At 53.9% G+C, this 17,506-nt stretch carries 10 protein-coding genes, 2 tRNA genes, 3 rRNA genes and 1 pseudogene; 11 read left to right on the forward strand and 5 right to left on the reverse strand.

Annotated features, from left to right (window positions below; genetic code table 11):
• Positions 1 to 3: 3 nt before the first annotated feature.
• From HC231_RS22190 to argD, 11 genes and pseudogenes are all read left to right on the forward strand, one after another.
• Complete coding sequence (locus tag HC231_RS22190; RefSeq protein WP_208228817.1) at positions 4 to 1,821, forward strand: ABC transporter ATP-binding protein; 1,818 nt, start codon at positions 4 to 6, stop codon at positions 1,819 to 1,821.
• A gap of 53 nt (positions 1,822 to 1,874) precedes the next feature.
• Positions 1,875 to 2,960, forward strand: coding sequence for a D-TA family PLP-dependent enzyme (locus HC231_RS22195; RefSeq protein WP_208228818.1), 1,086 nt, complete (start codon positions 1,875 to 1,877; stop codon positions 2,958 to 2,960).
• A 46-nt stretch (positions 2,961 to 3,006) separates the two neighbouring features.
• Positions 3,007 to 3,395, forward strand: a pseudogene (locus tag HC231_RS22200) (RidA family protein).
• Positions 3,396 to 3,607: 212 nt separating this feature from the next.
• Entirely contained in the window at positions 3,608 to 4,378 is a 771-nt protein-coding gene (locus tag HC231_RS22205; protein ID WP_208228819.1) for an amino acid ABC transporter substrate-binding protein, read from the forward strand.
• 26 nt (positions 4,379 to 4,404) lie between these two features.
• Positions 4,405 to 5,070: an amino acid ABC transporter permease gene (locus tag HC231_RS22210; RefSeq protein ID WP_208228820.1), complete on the forward strand. Its 666-nt coding sequence runs from the start codon at positions 4,405 to 4,407 to the stop codon at positions 5,068 to 5,070.
• A gap of 299 nt (positions 5,071 to 5,369) precedes the next feature.
• On the forward strand, positions 5,370 to 6,395 hold the full coding sequence (locus HC231_RS22215) for an amino acid ABC transporter substrate-binding protein (protein ID WP_048636561.1): 1,026 nt from the start codon (positions 5,370 to 5,372) through the stop codon (positions 6,393 to 6,395).
• Positions 6,396 to 6,469: 74 nt separating this feature from the next.
• Positions 6,470 to 7,648 (forward strand): amino acid ABC transporter permease, encoded by a 1,179-nt coding sequence (locus HC231_RS22220; protein ID WP_208228821.1) that lies wholly within the window; start codon positions 6,470 to 6,472, stop codon positions 7,646 to 7,648.
• 9 nt (positions 7,649 to 7,657) lie between these two features.
• The gene (locus HC231_RS22225) at positions 7,658 to 8,752 is read left to right on the forward strand and encodes an amino acid ABC transporter permease (protein ID WP_208228822.1); all 1,095 of its coding nucleotides are present in this window, start codon (positions 7,658 to 7,660) and stop codon (positions 8,750 to 8,752) included.
• An 8-nt stretch (positions 8,753 to 8,760) separates the two neighbouring features.
• Positions 8,761 to 9,522, forward strand: coding sequence for an amino acid ABC transporter ATP-binding protein (locus HC231_RS22230; RefSeq protein ID WP_281397361.1), 762 nt, complete (start codon positions 8,761 to 8,763; stop codon positions 9,520 to 9,522).
• A 197-nt stretch (positions 9,523 to 9,719) separates the two neighbouring features.
• The gene (locus HC231_RS22235) at positions 9,720 to 10,310 is read left to right on the forward strand and encodes an aminodeoxychorismate synthase component II (RefSeq protein WP_208228823.1); all 591 of its coding nucleotides are present in this window, start codon (positions 9,720 to 9,722) and stop codon (positions 10,308 to 10,310) included.
• A gap of 104 nt (positions 10,311 to 10,414) precedes the next feature.
• The gene (gene argD / locus HC231_RS22240) at positions 10,415 to 11,644 is read left to right on the forward strand and encodes a bifunctional acetylornithine/succinyldiaminopimelate transaminase (protein ID WP_208228824.1); all 1,230 of its coding nucleotides are present in this window, start codon (positions 10,415 to 10,417) and stop codon (positions 11,642 to 11,644) included.
• A 284-nt stretch (positions 11,645 to 11,928) separates the two neighbouring features.
• On the opposite strand, the gene rrf is transcribed toward argD, so the two are convergent.
• From rrf to HC231_RS22265, 5 genes are all read right to left on the reverse strand, one after another.
• Positions 11,929 to 12,044: ribosomal RNA gene (gene rrf / locus HC231_RS22245) — 5S ribosomal RNA — on the reverse strand.
• A 183-nt stretch (positions 12,045 to 12,227) separates the two neighbouring features.
• Positions 12,228 to 15,235: ribosomal RNA gene (locus HC231_RS22250) — 23S ribosomal RNA — on the reverse strand.
• Positions 15,236 to 15,424: 189 nt separating this feature from the next.
• A tRNA-Ala gene (locus tag HC231_RS22255) sits at positions 15,425 to 15,500 on the reverse strand.
• Positions 15,501 to 15,615: 115 nt separating this feature from the next.
• A tRNA-Ile gene (locus HC231_RS22260) sits at positions 15,616 to 15,692 on the reverse strand.
• 75 nt (positions 15,693 to 15,767) lie between these two features.
• Positions 15,768 to 17,309 (reverse strand): 16S ribosomal RNA (locus tag HC231_RS22265).
• The 16S, 23S and 5S rRNA genes sit together here with 2 tRNA genes alongside, the layout of an rRNA operon.
• Between the last annotated feature and the right edge of the window lie 197 nt (positions 17,310 to 17,506).

The following is a 17,506-nucleotide window of genomic DNA, read 5'->3' on the forward strand; positions in this document are numbered from 1 at the left end:
GTGATGAACAATCCCGCTGCGCCGGTACTCAGTATTGAAGGCCTGACCACGTCATTTCGCACTGAAAGTGGTTGGAATCCGGTTATCCGCGATATCTCGCTTAGCGTAGCGCAGGGAGAAACCGTCGCCATTGTCGGTGAATCCGGCTCGGGGAAAAGCGTCACCGCCCTGTCGACCATGCGGCTGCTGCCCGCGGGTAAAGCGCGTTGTGAAGGAAAAATCCTGTTTCAGGGGCGCGACCTGCTCACGCTGCCGGAAGCGGAAATGCGCAAGATCCGCGGCAATCATATCGGCATGATCTTTCAGGAGCCGATGACCAGCCTTAACCCGGTGTTCACCATCGGCGCTCAGCTGGCGGAAGCCCTGATGCTGCACCGGGACATGTCGGCGCATGAGGCGAAGCAGGAGGCCGTACGCCTGCTGGAGCGGGTGCGCATTCCCTCCGCCCGCTCCCGGATTAATGACTATCCGCATAAGCTGTCCGGCGGTATGCGCCAGCGGGTGATGATCGCTATGGCGCTGGCCTGCCGGCCGCAGTTGCTGATTGCGGATGAGCCCACCACCGCGCTGGACGTCACGATTCAGGCGCAGATCCTGCACCTTATCCGTGAACTTCAGGCGGAAGAGAATATGGGCGTGCTGTTTATCACCCACGATATGGGGGTTGTCGCCGAAGTGGCGGACCGAACGGTAGTAATGTTCCGCGGCGAGAGAATCGAAACCGGAAAAACCGCCGATATCTTCGCCCGTCCCCAGCATATCTATACCCGCACGCTGCTCTCTTCCATTCCTCAGTTGGGATCGATGGGAGATGCCGCGCGTCCCATGCGTTTCCCGGAGATTAATCCGCACACCGGCGCAGTAATCGAACCGGCGCAGATAGAGGAAACCATCCTCAGCAACAACCCGATCATTAGCGTCAGCGATCTTTCCGTGCGCTTCGATATCTCCGCCGGGCTGGGCCGGCTTGCCGGCCGGGTTCATGCCGTCGAAAACGTCTCCTTCGATCTCTTCCCCGGCGAAACCCTGTCCATCGTCGGCGAATCCGGCTGCGGCAAATCCACCACCGGGCGCGCCATCATGCGCCTTAATGAGCCCACGGCCGGCGCCATCTTCGTTGCCGGACGCAATGTGCTGACCTCCACCAGCCGCGAGCTACGGGAAAGCCGCCGCACGGTGCAGATGATCTTTCAGGATCCCTTCGCCTCTCTTAATCCGCGCATCACTGTTGGTTCCGCCATCGCCGAACCGATTCTGGCCCACGGAATGATGGGGCGGAAGGCCGCGCGCGAACGGGTCGACGACTTACTGGAAAAAGTAGGTCTGAAAGCGGAAATGGCCGATCGTTACCCGCATGAATTTTCCGGCGGTCAGCGCCAGCGGATCTCCATCGCCCGCGCGCTCGCCCTGGAGCCGAAGGCCATCATCGCCGACGAAGCCGTCTCCGCGCTGGATGTCTCCGTAAAGGCCCAGGTGGCCAATCTGCTGCTCAGTTTGCAGGAAAGCATGAAAATCGCCTTTCTGTTTATTTCGCATGATATGGCGGTAGTCGAACGGCTCAGCCACCGCGTGGCCGTCATGTATCTGGGCGAAATCGTCGAGATCGGCCCCAGAGCCGCCGTTTTCAGTAATCCGCAGCATGAATATACCAGACGGCTGATCGCCGCCGTGCCGCTGCCGGATCCGTCTCGCCGTAAACCGCTGCCGCCGGAACTGACCAATGAGATAAAAAGCCCGGTTCGCCCGACCGATTACATTCCGCCCAAACGCACTTATCGCGAATGTTCTCCGGGGCATTTCGTCGCCATTGAGGCGCATTGAAACCACAACCGCTGGCGCATCGCGCCGGCCCATTATGATGGAGAAAACAACGCGTGAACGACATCGCCGATCCCGCTTCAATATATGGGGTGGATACGCCCGCCGTGCTGGTTGACCTTGATATCGCCAGCGCGAACATTACCCGTTTCCAACGCTACGCCGCAGGCCACGGTCTGAAAGTCAGGCCGCATATCAAAACCCATAAACTGCCGCAGATAGCCGAAATGCAGCTGGACGCCGGCGCCGTCGGCATTACCTGCCAGAAGGTTTCCGAAGCGGAAGCCATGATTGCCGGCAGTCCGCGCATCACCGATGTGCTGCTCACCTATAACATCCTTGGCGAAAACAAAGTGCGTCGGCTGGCGGCGCTGGCGCGTAAGGTTCGTCTTGCTGTGGTCGCCGATAGCGCCGAGGTGATTAACGGCCTGTCGGCCGTCTTCGCTTCAGAAGCGTCGCCGCTTGCCGTTTTGGTGGAGTGCGATACGGGGGCGCAGCGCTGCGGCGTATCCTCCCCGCAGGATGCCGCCCGCCTCGCCGGGCTGATTGACGGCGCGCCGGGGCTGACCTTCGCCGGGCTGATGACCTATCCGCCAGTTGCCGGAGAAGACGCCGTCGAGCGATTTATGCAAGAAGCGAAACAGCTTGTTTATCAACAAATTGGCGAGCGCGAGTTGATTATCAGTTCCGGCGGAACGCCCTCCATGATGCAGGCGGCGAACGCGCCGGCGGTCACCGAATACCGCCCCGGAACCTATGTCTATAACGATCGGTCGCTGGTCGCGCGTGGAGTATGCGGATGGGAGGACTGCGCGCTAACCGTACTGGCCACCGTGGTTTCGGTGCCAAACAACCACCGCGCCGTAATCGACGCCGGCAGCAAAACATTAACCTCCGATTTGCTCGGTATGTCGGGCTATGGACAGGTTCTCGGCCGCCCGGACATCGTCATCGATCAACTCTCCGAAGAGCATGGTCGTCTGATCAGCGACGCCCCTATCGGGCTGTCGGTCGGCGACAAGATCCGCATCGTGCCCAACCATGCCTGCGTCGTCACCAATATGGTCGATGAAATCCATATTATTCGCAACGGCCTGCTGGACGGCGTTCAGCCGGTTGTCGCACGCGGATGCATCATCTGACGCGGCGGACTTTTTTAGCGACGAGTGAAACAGAAGGAAAGAAGCAATGACAATTAAACGTTATGGTAGTGGAGAGAACGGCGCGGGCGGCAAAGCGCTGCCTTTTGCCCGTGCGGTACAGGCCGACGGCTGGCTATACGTTTCCGGCCAGGTCGCGATGGAAGGCGGCGAGATCGTCTCCGGCGGCATCGTGACCGAAAGCCGCAAAGCCATTGAAAACCTTATCGCCATCCTTAATGAAGCGGGTTACGGCACGGAAGACGTGGTGCGGGTCGGCGTATGGCTGGACGATCCGCGCGATTTCTGGAGTTTTAACGGCGTATATGCCGAATATTTTGGCGACAATCCCCCGCCCGCGCCTGTGTGCAATCCAGTATGATGGTCGATTGCAAAGTTGAAATTGACTGCGTGGCCTATCGATCCGACAAACGTTGATAGCTAAGACAGATAGAATAACGGCGGCAATAGATAATGGCGCCGCCCACCCGCCGCCGCTCTCACCGGTCACACCGCCGGGAACGGCTATATTCAGTTCTGATATAACCCATCGCGCAATGTAATTTATAAAAACAGATCTTCTCGCGTAAATTCATCATCAGTAAAAGTTATAGAACATAGCTAATCATTACCCACGGGAACTGATAATAATGAAGAAATTACAAGTTGCTTTACTGACTGGCGCCCTGCTTGCCACCAGCGTGCTGGCGCAAGCGCAGGATGATCTTAGCGCCATCAAATCCGCCGGCGTGATTAAATTCGGTACGGAAGGCACCTATGCGCCTTATACCTATCACGATAAATCGGGTCAACTGGTCGGTTTTGATGTGGATATCGGCCGCGCGGTCGCCGAAAAACTTGGCGTAAAAGCCCAGTTTATCGAGGGACGCTGGGACGGGCTTATCGCCGGCGTGGACGCCAAGCGCTACGATGCCGTCATTAATCAGGTTGGCGTGACGCAAGAGCGTCAGGTTAAATACGACTTCTCCAAACCTTATATCGATTCAAAAGCCGTGCTTATCACCCGCGCCGATAACACCGCCATCAAAGATTTCAACGATTTACAAGGCAAAAAATCAGCGCAAAGCCTGACCAGCAACTATGCGAAATTGGCAACCAGCCACGGCGCGGAAATTGTGCCGACCGATGGCTTTAATCAGTCTTTGGATCTGGTGCTCAGCGGCCGGGCTGACGCCACGCTGAACGACAACCTGTCTTTCCTCGACTTCAAAAAACAGAAGCCGGACGCTAACGTCAAAGTTGTCGCCACTTCCCCCACGGGAGAACCTTCGGCCATTTTAATCCGTAAAGGACAAACGCAGTTGGCGGACGCCTTGAACAAGGCGCTGGATGAAATTAAAGCGGATGGCACCTATAAAACGATAGCTATACGATACTTTGGTGAGGATGTATCTCAATAATCGCGCCTTTATCGGAGCCGTTTTTCATGCCGCCTTGGTTACAGCTTATGGCGGACTCTTTCTGGAGTCTGCTGTCCGCGGGACTGAAGTTTACCGTCCCGCTTGCTATTCTTTCCTTTATTTTCGGCCTGGCCGTCGGCGTTATCGTCGCCCTGATCCGTCTTTACGGCCCTAAGCCGCTGAAATGGCTAGGCGATTTTTATGTTTGGGTTATCCGTGGAACGCCGCTGCTGGTCCAGCTATTTCTCATTTTTTATGGGCTTCCCAGCGCCGGCATTACGCTGGATGCCTTCCCTGCCGCCTTAATCGGATTCACGATCAGCGTTGGCGCATACAGTTCGGAAATCGTCCGCGGCGCAATACTGTCCGTACCCAAAGGCCAGTGGAACGCCGCCTACTCTTTGGGAATGAACGGAACGCAGGCGATTCGCTGGGTCATCTTTCCGCAGTCGGTTTTCGTTTCATTGCCGCCGCTATCCAATACCTTCATTTCGCTCATTAAAGATACATCGCTTGCCGCCGTGATTACGGTTCCGGAGATGTTTTTATCCGCACAGCGCATTGTGTCCGTCACCTACGAACCGCTGATTCTTTACGTTGAGGCGGCGTTGATTTATCTGATGTTCAGCACGGTGCTAAGCCAGCTACAGGTGAAGCTCGAAAAGTATTACCAACGCCATATCGTGCAGTGATATTTTTGTTTTCCTCAACTTCGATAACAAAACGGATACGTTGACTCCGCCGTTTCTTGCGCTCCCAAATAGAGCAACATGGCCCTGATTTCTTTATTTTGGTGCAATTGCATTCATTAATTGCCCCTCTGCGGATCAATTCATTCTCATTTTCTTTTCTCTTATCAGCAAACTATAAAATTGGCACTCTAATTGCTTAGCTGTTGCCGCGGCGGTAAGCCGACAGGCAAGAGTGGTGCATCTCAATTTTTTGCACTTCAAACACAACAGCATATAACAATTTAGTTACAAGGATGATTATGAAAAGAATGATTATTTCGACTCTGGTTGCCGGTGCGTCCTTGCTTGCAGCGATCAATCAGGCCCACGCTGGCGCGACTCTGGATGCCATTCAGAAAAAAGGGTTCGTACAGTGCGGCATCAGTGATGGGTTACCTGGTTTTTCCTATGCGGACGCCAGCGGTAAATTCTCCGGCATTGATGTTGACGTATGCCGTGGCGTGGCGGCCGCCGTATTCGGTGACGCGGACAAGGTAAAATATACGCCGCTGACGGCGAAAGAGCGTTTCACCGCGCTGCAATCCGGTGAAGTCGATCTCTTGTCGCGCAATACCACTTGGACCTCTTCTCGTGATGGCGGCATGGGTATGCTGTTCACCGGCGTAACCTATTACGATGGCATCGGCTTCCTGACCCACAACAAGGCAGGATTGACCAGCGCTAAAGAGCTGGACGGCGCAACGGTCTGCATTCAGGCGGGTACGGACACCGAACTGAACGTGGCTGACTACTTTAAAACGCATAAAATGCAGTACACGCCCGTCACCTTCGACCGTTCCGACGAAAGCGCCAAAGCGCTGGAATCCGGCCGCTGCGATACCCTGGCATCTGACCAATCCCAGCTTTACGCGCTGCGCATCAAGCTGAGCAACCCCAGCGAATTTATCGTGTTGCCTGAAGTGATCTCCAAAGAACCGCTGGGACCGGTGGTACGCCGCGGCGATGAAGAGTGGTTCTCCATTGTTCGCTGGACGTTGTTCGCGATGTTGAACGCGGAAGAGTTGGGCGTAACGTCGCAAAACGTCGACCAGTTGGCCGCCAAACCCACCACGCCGGATATGTCCCACCTGCTCGGTCATGAAGGCAGCTACGGTAAAGATCTGAAATTACCGAACGACTGGGCGCATAAAATCATCAAACAAGTCGGTAACTACGGCGAAATCTTTGAACGCAATGTCGGGATGGGCAGCGAATTAAAAATCAAACGCGGCCTGAACGAATTATGGAATAAAGGCGGGATTCAGTACGCACCGTCCGTACGTTAATCGCCAGCAGAAACAGAAACACGGGTGCAGCAGGATTGCTGCGCCTTCTGTATCCCCGCTATTGAGGCTTCAATATGCAACAACGCCCAACCGTGAAAAGTGATTTATCACTAACGAATCCAGCGGTGCGCGCCTGGCTGTATCAAATCATCGTTGTCATCGCCGTATTGGCTATCGCCGCTTACCTGTTACACAACACCGTTACCAACCTGGCCCAGAGAGGGATCACATCAGGATTCGCATTCCTGAACAATAGCGCAGGCTTTGGCATCATCCAGCATCTGATTGACTACCAACAAGGCGACACCTATGGACGTGTTTTCCTTGTCGGGTTATTCAATACCTTATTGGTTTCAGCGCTATGTATCGTCTTCGCCTCAATTCTTGGTTTTGTCATTGGTCTGGCACGCCTGTCCGACAACTGGCTGCTGCGCAAGATCTCAACCGTCTACATTGAGATCTTCCGTAATATCCCGCCGCTGCTGCAGATCTTCTTCTGGTATTTTGCGGTGCTGCGCAACCTGCCCGGCCCGCGACAGGCTATCAATGCCTTCGATATTTCGTTCCTGAGCAACCGCGGCCTTTATATCCCCTCGCCCGAAGCCGGACCCGGCGCTATCGCGTTTTGCCTGTCCATTATCATCACGCTGGCTGTCACGCTGATGGTTTTCCGTCGCAATAAACGCTACCACGCGCTCACCGGACAAATCAGAAAAACATGGCCGGTGGCGTTAGGACTTCTGGCGGCGTTGATTGTGCTAAGCCACCTGATCTTTGGTCCGGCCATGCATTGGAATGTTCCGGTATTACAAGGCTTTAATTTCCGCGGCGGCATGGTATTAATCCCCGAATTAGCGGCGCTGACGCTGGCGCTGTCGGTTTATACCTCTGCCTTCATCGCTGAAATTATTCGTTCCGGGATTCAATCCGTTTCTTACGGTCAGCATGAAGCGGCCCGTTCCCTTGGCCTGCCGAATCCGATAACGCTGCGCAAAGTGATTCTGCCTCAGGCATTGCGCGTCATTATCCCGCCGCTGACCAGCCAGTATCTTAACATCGTTAAAAACTCCTCGCTGGCCGCCGCCATCGGCTATCCGGATATGGTATCGCTATTTGCCGGTTCGGTGCTGAACCAGACCGGTCAGGCGATAGAAACCATCGCAATAACCATGTCGGTGTATCTCATTATCAGCCTGCTGATTTCTCTGCTGATGAACATTTACAACCGCAAGATTGCGTTAATAGAGCGCTAAGAGGATTACATGACGATGATTTCTCCAACACAGAACCGTCAGGCCTCGCTTTTTAAAGCGATCTATTGGGCGCGGCGCAATCTGTTCTCCAACATCACCAACAGCCTGCTGACGCTGCTTTGTCTGTGGTTGCTGTGGCTAGCCATTCCTCCGTTATTGAACTGGGCCGTCTTGCAGGCCAACTGGATTGGCGCAACCCGCAACGACTGTACCAGAGAGGGCGCATGCTGGGTGTTTATCCATGCCAGATTTGGTCACTTCATGTACGGGCTTTACCCGGCAGAAGAGATCTGGCGCATCAACTTTGCGCTGGTTATCGGTCTGCTCAGCATCCTGCCGATGTTTTGGCGCAATCTTCCGCACCGCGGGCGCTACATCGCCGTCTGGGCCGTTACTTATCCTCTGATAGCCTGGGGGCTGCTGCACGGCGGATTCGCCGGGCTCAGCCAGGTTGAAACCCGTCAATGGGGCGGATTGACGCTGACGCTGATTATCGCCGCCGTGGGCATCGCGGGCGCTCTGCCGCTGGGTATTTTATTGGCGCTGGGGCGCCGCTCATCGTTACCCGTCGTGCGCGTGCTCTCAATTGTTTTTATTGAGTTCTGGCGCGGCGTGCCGCTGATCACCGTGCTTTTTATGTCGTCCGTTATGCTCCCTCTGCTTTTAACGGAAGGCACCAATATCGATAAGCTGCTGCGCGCGCTGGTTGGCGTGATTCTTTTCCAGTCCGCCTATGTTGCCGAAGTGGTGCGCGGCGGATTGCAGGCGCTGCCCAAGGGCCAGTATGAGGCGGCGGAGTCACTGGGGCTGGGCTATTGGCGGATGCAGGGACTGGTTATTCTGCCGCAGGCGCTGAAAATGGTGATCCCCGGACTGGTGAACACCATTATCGCCCTGTTTAAGGACACCAGTCTGGTGATCATCATCGGCTTGTTCGATCTCTTCAGCAGCATTCAACAGGCGACGGTCGATCCGGCGTGGCTTGGCATGTCGACTGAAGGCTATGTTTTTGCCGCCATGGTCTATTGGATCTTCTGTTTCAGTATGTCGCGCTATAGCCAGCATCTGGAAAATCGTTTTAACACCGGACATAAGTCGCATTGAGGCCAGCCATGAATCAGAATTCTTTAACGCAATCAGCCGATCACATGATCACATTAGAGAATGTGAATAAGTGGTATGGACAGTTTCACGTACTGAAAGACATCAATCTACAGGTAAAACAAGGCGAGCGGATCGTACTGTGCGGCCCTTCCGGCTCCGGGAAATCCACCACAATACGTTGTATCAACCATCTGGAAGAGCACCAACAGGGACGCATCGTGGTTGATGGCATCGAACTGAACGACGATCTGCGAAATATTGAGAAAATCAGAACTGAAGTGGGTATGGTGTTTCAGCACTTTAATCTGTTTCCACATTTAACGGTGTTGCAAAACTGCACCCTGGCGCCTTGCTGGGTACGGCATATGCCGAAGAAAGAAGCGGAAGAGCTGGCAATGCACTATCTGGAACGGGTGCGTATTGCCGCGCACGCGCACAAGTTTCCAGGACAGCTGTCCGGCGGGCAACAGCAGCGCGTCGCCATCGCCCGTTCGCTGTGCATGAAACCCAAGATTATGCTGTTTGATGAACCGACTTCGGCGCTCGACCCGGAAATGGTGAAAGAAGTGTTGGATACCATGCTGGGACTGGCGGAAGATGGCATGACGATGCTGTGCGTAACCCATGAAATGGGATTTGCGAAAACCGTCGCCGACCGCGTCATTTTTATGGATCAGGGGGAAATCGTCGAACAGGCGGCGCCGGATGTTTTCTTCTCTAACCCACGTTCCGAGCGGACGCAGGCATTCCTTTCTCAGATTCTGCATTAAGCAAAAAGGAAGCCTGCCATATTTGACAGGCTTCCTTTCAAACCTTCATCTCGCTTCCACCGCCTAATACATCGATTTATAGGCCGATACCGTCAGCATCGTTCAGTGATAAAATCCATCCGGACACGCCATCAATTTGAATATGGCGGCACTTACCCGTTGTCGGTAAACGTGGGGATTAACATATTGGGTGATGCATGTTGTTACTGATCGATAACTATGACTCTTTTACCTACAACCTGTATCAGTATTTTTGTGAGCTGGGTGCGGAAGTACAGGTCAGGCGTAATGATGAGCTAACGCTGGATGATATCGAACGGCTATCGCCGTCGCGGCTCGTTATCTCTCCCGGTCCCTGCACGCCGAATGAAGCGGGTATCTCACTGGCCGCTATCCGTCATTTTACCGGCAAATTGCCCATCCTTGGGGTGTGCCTTGGGCATCAGGCCATGGGGCAAGCATTCGGTGCGCGCGTCATTCGCGCCCGGCAGGTCATGCACGGCAAGACGTCAGCCATACAGCACGATAATACCGGTGTTTTTACCGGACTGTCTCAGCCTTTGACGGTAACGCGCTATCACTCGCTGGTGATTGAACCCGCCTCCCTCCCTGACTGCTTTGAGGTGACGGCCTGGAGCGAGCGCGATGGCAAACCTGACGAAATAATGGGAATTCGGCATCGCTCATTACCGTTGGAAGGCGTTCAGTTTCATCCTGAAAGTATTCTCAGCCAGCAAGGACACCAACTTTTAGATAATTTTCTTAAAATAGAAATGGATAGAAAATAAATTTTCTTTCGGGGCGATTAAACATTGCCTGCGATTGATTTTTTATGCATATTTATTGACTATATTTTCACTCAGTAGTCGTTGATATCGGAGCGTGCAGGCAGATGGCAACAGATAAAAAAGCAGTAACTCGGGAAACTCACGACAAAGTTATTTTGCCGGTTTATGCACCAGCGCAGTTTGTACCAGTAAAAGGTAAAGGAAGCCGAGTATGGGATCAGCAAGGACGAGAATACATTGATTTTTCTGGCGGTATTGCGGTTACCGCGCTTGGCCACTGCCATCCCGCTCTGGTCGCCGCGTTAAAACAGCAGGGAGAACAGCTGTGGCACACCAGCAATATTTTTACCAACGAGCCGGCGCTGCGGTTAGCCAGCAAGCTGATTAACGCAACGTTCGCCGACCGGGTCTTCTTTGTTAACTCGGGCGCGGAAGCAAACGAAGCCGCTTTCAAGCTGGCGCGACACTACGCGATTAAACGCCACAGCCCGTATAAAACCAAGATTATTGCTTTCTATAACGCATTCCACGGACGCACGCTCTTCACCGTATCGGTTGGCGGCCAGCCTAAATACGCCGATGGCTTTGGGCCAAAACCCGCCGATATCGTACACGTTCCCTTTAACGATCTGGCCGCGGTAAAAGCGGTAATGGATGACCATACCTGCGCCGTTGTGCTGGAACCCGTTCAGGGAGAAGGCGGCATTACCCCGGCAACGCAGGAATTCCTGCAGGGCGTACGTAAACTGTGCGATCAATATAAAGCGCTGCTGGTCTTCGATGAAGTACAGTGCGGCATGGGCCGTACCGGTAAGCTGTTCACTTATATGCACTACGGCATTACGCCAGACATTCTGACCACCGCCAAGGCATTGGGCGGCGGCTTCCCCATCAGCGCGATGCTCACCACGGAAGAGATCGCCTCGGTAATGACCGTTGGCGTGCATGGCACCACCTATGGCGGCAACCCGCTGGCCTGTGCGGTTGCGGAAGCCGCGTTAGATACCATTAATACCCCGGAAGTGTTGTCCGGCGTAGCGGAACGTCACGACCTGTTTGTCGGCGCGTTGGAAAAAATCAACCAACGGTATGATATTTTCGAACAAATTCGCGGCATGGGATTATTACTGGGAGCCGAGCTTAAGCCAAAATGGCATGGCCGAGCTGGCGACTTCTTAGCAGCGGCGGCGGAGCACGGAGTAATGGTTTTGATGGCAGGGCCGAACGTGATTCGTTTTGTGCCGTCTCTGGTTATCGATCCTAAAGAGGTGGAAGAAGGAATGGCGCAGTTCACCAAAGCAGTGGATCAGGTGGTTAATAACTCCGCCGGTTGATACTTGATACGCTATTTCTAATCCTCAAAAAGCCCTGGAGCCCACCAGGGCTTTTTTATCACGCCACACCGTTTGCAGATAGCTAGAGCTATAACGCAAAAACGCCCCAGCTTGCGCATGAGGCGTCTTCGCTTATGACCGGCGTCCTGCCCGTCCCTACCGGCCGTTGCCGCGCAACGCTCAAGTCCCGCTGTCCTGCGCCGGCGAGCGCTCTCCCACTAAACTCAAACTGCGCGCAAAACAAAAGGCCCAGTCTTTCGACTGGGCCTTCCGCCTGATTTGATGCCTGGCAGTTCCCTACTCTCACATGGGGAGACCCCACACTACCATCGGCGCTTCGGCGTTTCACTTCTGAGTTCGGCATGGGGTCAGGTGGGACCACCGCGCTATCGCCGCCAGGCAAATTCTGTTTTATCCCAACCGTTACAGTTTTCTCTGCAACCATCGGAACCAATCTTCGAACAAGCTGAACTTCTCTGAGTCTATTCGTATCATCCTGATACTCACCCCCATGGGGCCAGTGCTCCGCACTGTTCAAAATCGTTACCGACGATTTTGTCTCTCAAAACACCTTCGGTGTTGTAAGGTTAAGCCTCTCGGGTCATTAGTACTGGTTAGCTCAACGTCTCGCAACGCTTACACACCCAGCCTATCTACGTCGTCGTCTTCAACGGCCCTTCAGGGGACTCAAAGTCCCAGGGAAGACTCATCTCGAGGCAAGTTTCCCGCTTAGATGCTTTCAGCGGTTATCTCTTCCGCACGTAGCTACCGGGCAATGCAATTGGCATCACAACCCGTACACCAGTGGTGCGTTCACTCCGGTCCTCTCGTACTAGGAGCAACCCCTCTCAATCTTCCAACGCCCACGGCAGATAGGGACCGAACTGTCTCACGACGTTCTAAACCCAGCTCGCGTACCACTTTAAATGGCGAACAGCCATACCCTTGGGACCTACTTCAGCCCCAGGATGTGATGAGCCGACATCGAGGTGCCAAACACCGCCGTCGATATGAACTCTTGGGCGGTATCAGCCTGTTATCCCCGGAGTACCTTTTATCCGTTGAGCGATGGCCCTTCCATTCAGAACCACCGGATCACTAAGACCTGCTTTCGCACCTGCTCGAGCCGTCACTCTCGCAGTCAAGCTAGCTTATGCCTTTGCACTAACCTCCTGATGTCCGACCAGGATTAGCTAACCTTCGTGCTCCTCCGTTACTCTTTGGGAGGAGACCGCCCCAGTCAAACTACCCACCAGACACTGTCCGCAACCCCGCTCAGGGGCCCACGTTAGAACATCGAACATTAAAGGGTGGTATTTCAAGGTCGGCTCCACGCAGACTGGCGTCCACGCTTCAAAGCCTCCCACCTATCCTACACATCAAGGCTCAAGGTTCAGTGTCAAGCTATAGTAAAGGTTCACGGGGTCTTTCCGTCTTGCCGCGGGTACACTGCATCTTCACAGCGAGTTCAATTTCACTGAGTCTCGGGTGGAGACAGCCTGGCCATCATTACGCCATTCGTGCAGGTCGGAACTTACCCGACAAGGAATTTCGCTACCTTAGGACCGTTATAGTTACGGCCGCCGTTTACCGGGGCTTCGATCAAGAGCTTCGCCCAAAGGCTGACCCCATCAATTAACCTTCCGGCACCGGGCAGGCGTCACACCGTATACGTCCACTTTCGTGTTTGCACAGTGCTGTGTTTTTATTAAACAGTTGCAGCCAGCTGGTATCTGCGACTGGTCTCAGCTCCATCCGCAAGGGACTTCACCAAATCCAGCGTGCCTTCTCCCGAAGTTACGGCACCATTTTGCCTAGTTCCTTCACCCGAGTTCTCTCAAGCGCCTGAGTATTCTCTACCTGACCACCTGTGTCGGTTTGGGGTACGATTGCGTGTTGCCTGGAGCTTAGAGGCTTTTCCTGGAAGCGTAGCATCGGTTACTTCGTCACCGTAGTGACTCGTCGTCACGCCTCAGTGTTGACAGTGTTCCGGATTTACCAAAAACACCCACCTGCACGCTTAAACCGGGACAACCGTCGCCCGGCCAACCTAGCTTTCTCCGTCCCCCCTTCGCAGCAACACCCAGTACAGGAATATTAACCTGTTTCCCATCGACTACGCTTTTCAGCCTCGCCTTAGGGGTCGACTCACCCTGCCCGATTAACGTTGGACAGGAACCCTTGGTCTTCCGGCGTGCGGGTTTTTCACCCGCATTATCGTTACTTATGTCAGCATTCGCACTTCTGATACCTCCAGCAACCCTCACGGGCCACCTTCGCAGGCTTACAGAACGCTCCCCTACCCAACAACGCCTAAGCGTCGCTGCCGCAGCTTCGGTGCATGGTTTAGCCCCGTTACATCTTCCGCGCAGGCCGACTCGACCAGTGAGCTATTACGCTTTCTTTAAATGATGGCTGCTTCTAAGCCAACATCCTGGCTGTCTGGGCCTTCCCACATCGTTTCCCACTTAACCATGACTTTGGGACCTTAGCTGGCGGTCTGGGTTGTTTCCCTCTTCACGACGGACGTTAGCACCCGCCGTGTGTCTCCCGTGATAACATTCTACGGTATTCGCAGTTTGCATCGAGTTGGTAAGTCGGGATGACCCCCTAGTCGAAACAGTGCTCTACCCCCGTAGATGAGTTCACGAGGCGCTACCTAAATAGCTTTCGGGGAGAACCAGCTATCTCCCGGTTTGATTGGCCTTTCACCCCCAGCCACAGGTCATCCGCTAATTTTTCAACATTAGTCGGTTCGGTCCTCCAGTTAGTGTTACCCAACCTTCAACCTGCCCATGGCTAGATCACCGGGTTTCGGGTCTATACCCTGCAACTTAACGCCCAGTTAAGACTCGGTTTCCCTGCGGCTCCCCTATTCGGTTAACCTTGCTACAGAATATAAGTCGCTGACCCATTATACAAAAGGTACGCAGTCACCCCACCCCAAAACACTCACTGCTTGTTTTGTGTGTTGGTCATCGCAAAAAACGCGATGACAACCGTCACCTCGACATCCGCATCGCCTTTCGGCCCGGAAGTGTTTTGGTGGTGGGGCTCCCACTGCTTGTACGTACACGGTTTCAGGTTCTATTTCACTCCCCTCGCCGGGGTTCTTTTCGCCTTTCCCTCACGGTACTGGTTCACTATCGGTCAGTCAGGAGTATTTAGCCTTGGAGGATGGTCCCCCCATCTTCAGACAGGATATCACGTGTCCCGCCCTACTCATCGAACTCACAGCCTGTGCATTTTTGTGTACGGGACTATCACCCTCTGTCGTGCGACTTTCCAGACGCTTCCACTAACACACAAACTGATTCAGGTTCTGGGCTTTTCCCCGTTCGCTCGCCGCTACTGGGGGAATCTCGGTTGATTTCTTTTCCTCGGGGTACTGAGATGTTTCAGTTCCCCCGGTTCGCCTCGTTTGACTATGGATTCATCAAACGATGATGCACAAGTGCACCGGGTTTCCCCATTCGGGTATCGTCGGCTGTTACGGTTCATATCACCTTACCGACGCTTTTCGCAGATTAGCACGCCCTTCATCGCCTCTGACTGCCTAGGCATCCACCGTGTACGCTTAGTCGCTTAACCTCACAACCCGAAGGTGTTTCGTAAAACACATTCGCGCCGTGATTATTTGAGAGACTCCGATACAACCAAACCACATCCCGCTACGAGATAGGTTCAGCCGCATCGTTTCAAATTTCAGCTTGTTCCAGATTGTTAAAGAGCATAATACTTCACAGCATACTGTTTCCAATACGCTCTGAAGTCTTTATATGGTGGAGCTATGCGGGATCGAACCGCAGACCTCCTGCGTGCAAAGCAGGCGCTCTCCCAGCTGAGCTATAGCCCCAAATCAGTCATACCTCTGGCAACTCGCTTAGCCGACGAAAGGTTCGTTGCGAGTAGCGCAGTGTGCAAACGCACATGAGCAACGCAGCAGCGAAGATTTCAAGGATAAGTAGAGTTGGTAGGCCTGAGTGGACTTGAACCACCGACCTCACCCTTATCAGGGGTGCGCTCTAACCACCTGAGCTACAAGCCTATTAAGGTATTTCTGCTCGTCATTTTCATCAGACAATCTGTGTGGACACTGCACTAACCTGTATCAGGCTTTTGGTAAGGAGGTGATCCAACCGCAGGTTCCCCTACGGTTACCTTGTTACGACTTCACCCCAGTCATGAATCACAAAGTGGTAAGCGCCCCCCCGAAGGTTAAGCTACCTACTTCTTTTGCAACCCACTCCCATGGTGTGACGGGCGGTGTGTACAAGGCCCGGGAACGTATTCACCGTAGCATTCTGATCTACGATTACTAGCGATTCCGACTTCATGGAGTCGAGTTGCAGACTCCAATCCGGACTACGACGCACTTTATGAGGTCCGCTTGCTCTCGCGAGGTCGCTTCTCTTTGTATGCGCCATTGTAGCACGTGTGTAGCCCTACTCGTAAGGGCCATGATGACTTGACGTCATCCCCACCTTCCTCCGGTTTATCACCGGCAGTCTCCTTTGAGTTCCCGACCAAATCGCTGGCAACAAAGGATAAGGGTTGCGCTCGTTGCGGGACTTAACCCAACATTTCACAACACGAGCTGACGACAGCCATGCAGCACCTGTCTCAGAGCTCCCGAAGGCACGTTCGCATCTCTGCAAACTTCTCTGGATGTCAAGAGTAGGTAAGGTTCTTCGCGTTGCATCGAATTAAACCACATGCTCCACCGCTTGTGCGGGCCCCCGTCAATTCATTTGAGTTTTAACCTTGCGGCCGTACTCCCCAGGCGGTCGACTTAACGCGTTAGCTCCGGAAGCCACGGTTCAAGACCACAGCCTCCAAGTCGACATCGTTTACGGCGTGGACTACCAGGGTATCTAATCCTGTTTGCTCCCCACGCTTTCGCACCTGAGCGTCAGTCTTCGTCCAGGGGGCCGCCTTCGCCACCGGTATTCCTCCAGATCTCTACGCATTTCACCGCTACACCTGGAATTCTACCCCCCTCTACGAGACTCTAGCCTGCCAGTCTTGAATGCAGTTCCCAGGTTAAGCCCGGGGATTTCACATCCAACTTAACAGACCGCCTGCGTGCGCTTTACGCCCAGTCATTCCGATTAACGCTTGCACCCTCCGTATTACCGCGGCTGCTGGCACGGAGTTAGCCGGTGCTTCTTCTGCGGGTAACGTCAATGAATAAGGCTATTAACCTTATCCCCTTCCTCCCCGCTGAAAGTGCTTTACAACCCGAAGGCCTTCTTCACACACGCGGCATGGCTGCATCAGGGTTTCCCCCATTGTGCAATATTCCCCACTGCTGCCTCCCGTAGGAGTCTGGACCGTGTCTCAGTTCCAGTGTGGCTGGTCATCCTCTCAGACCAGCTAGGGATCGTCGCCTAGGTGGGCCATTACCCCGCCTACTAGCTAATCCCATCTGGGTTCATCCGATGGTGTGAGGCCCGAAGGTCCCCCACTTTGGTCTTGCGACGTTATGCGGTATTAGCTACCGTTTCCAGTAGTTATCCCCCTCCATCGGGCAGATCCCCAGACGTTACTCACCCGTCCGCCGCTCGCCGGCAAAGAAGCAAGCTTCTTCCCGCTGCCGCTCGACTTGCATGTGTTAGGCCTGCCGCCAGCGTTCAATCTGAGCCATGATCAAACTCTTCAATTTAAGATTTGTTTGATTCGCTTAATTAAAAGCTGTGCTCAAAGAATTAATAACTGTTTATTCGTAATGAATTTACTGTTGTCACTCTTCAAGACTTTTTTATATCGTTGCCGATACGGTCTTGTGAGTGCCCACACAGATTGTCTGATTGAATTGTTAAAGAGCAGTGCCACAATATCCTGTGGCGCGGGCGGCATATA

It is taken from the genome of Brenneria izadpanahii, from assembly GCF_017569925.1.
In the GTDB taxonomy this organism is placed as follows: domain Bacteria; phylum Pseudomonadota; class Gammaproteobacteria; order Enterobacterales; family Enterobacteriaceae; genus Brenneria; species Brenneria izadpanahii.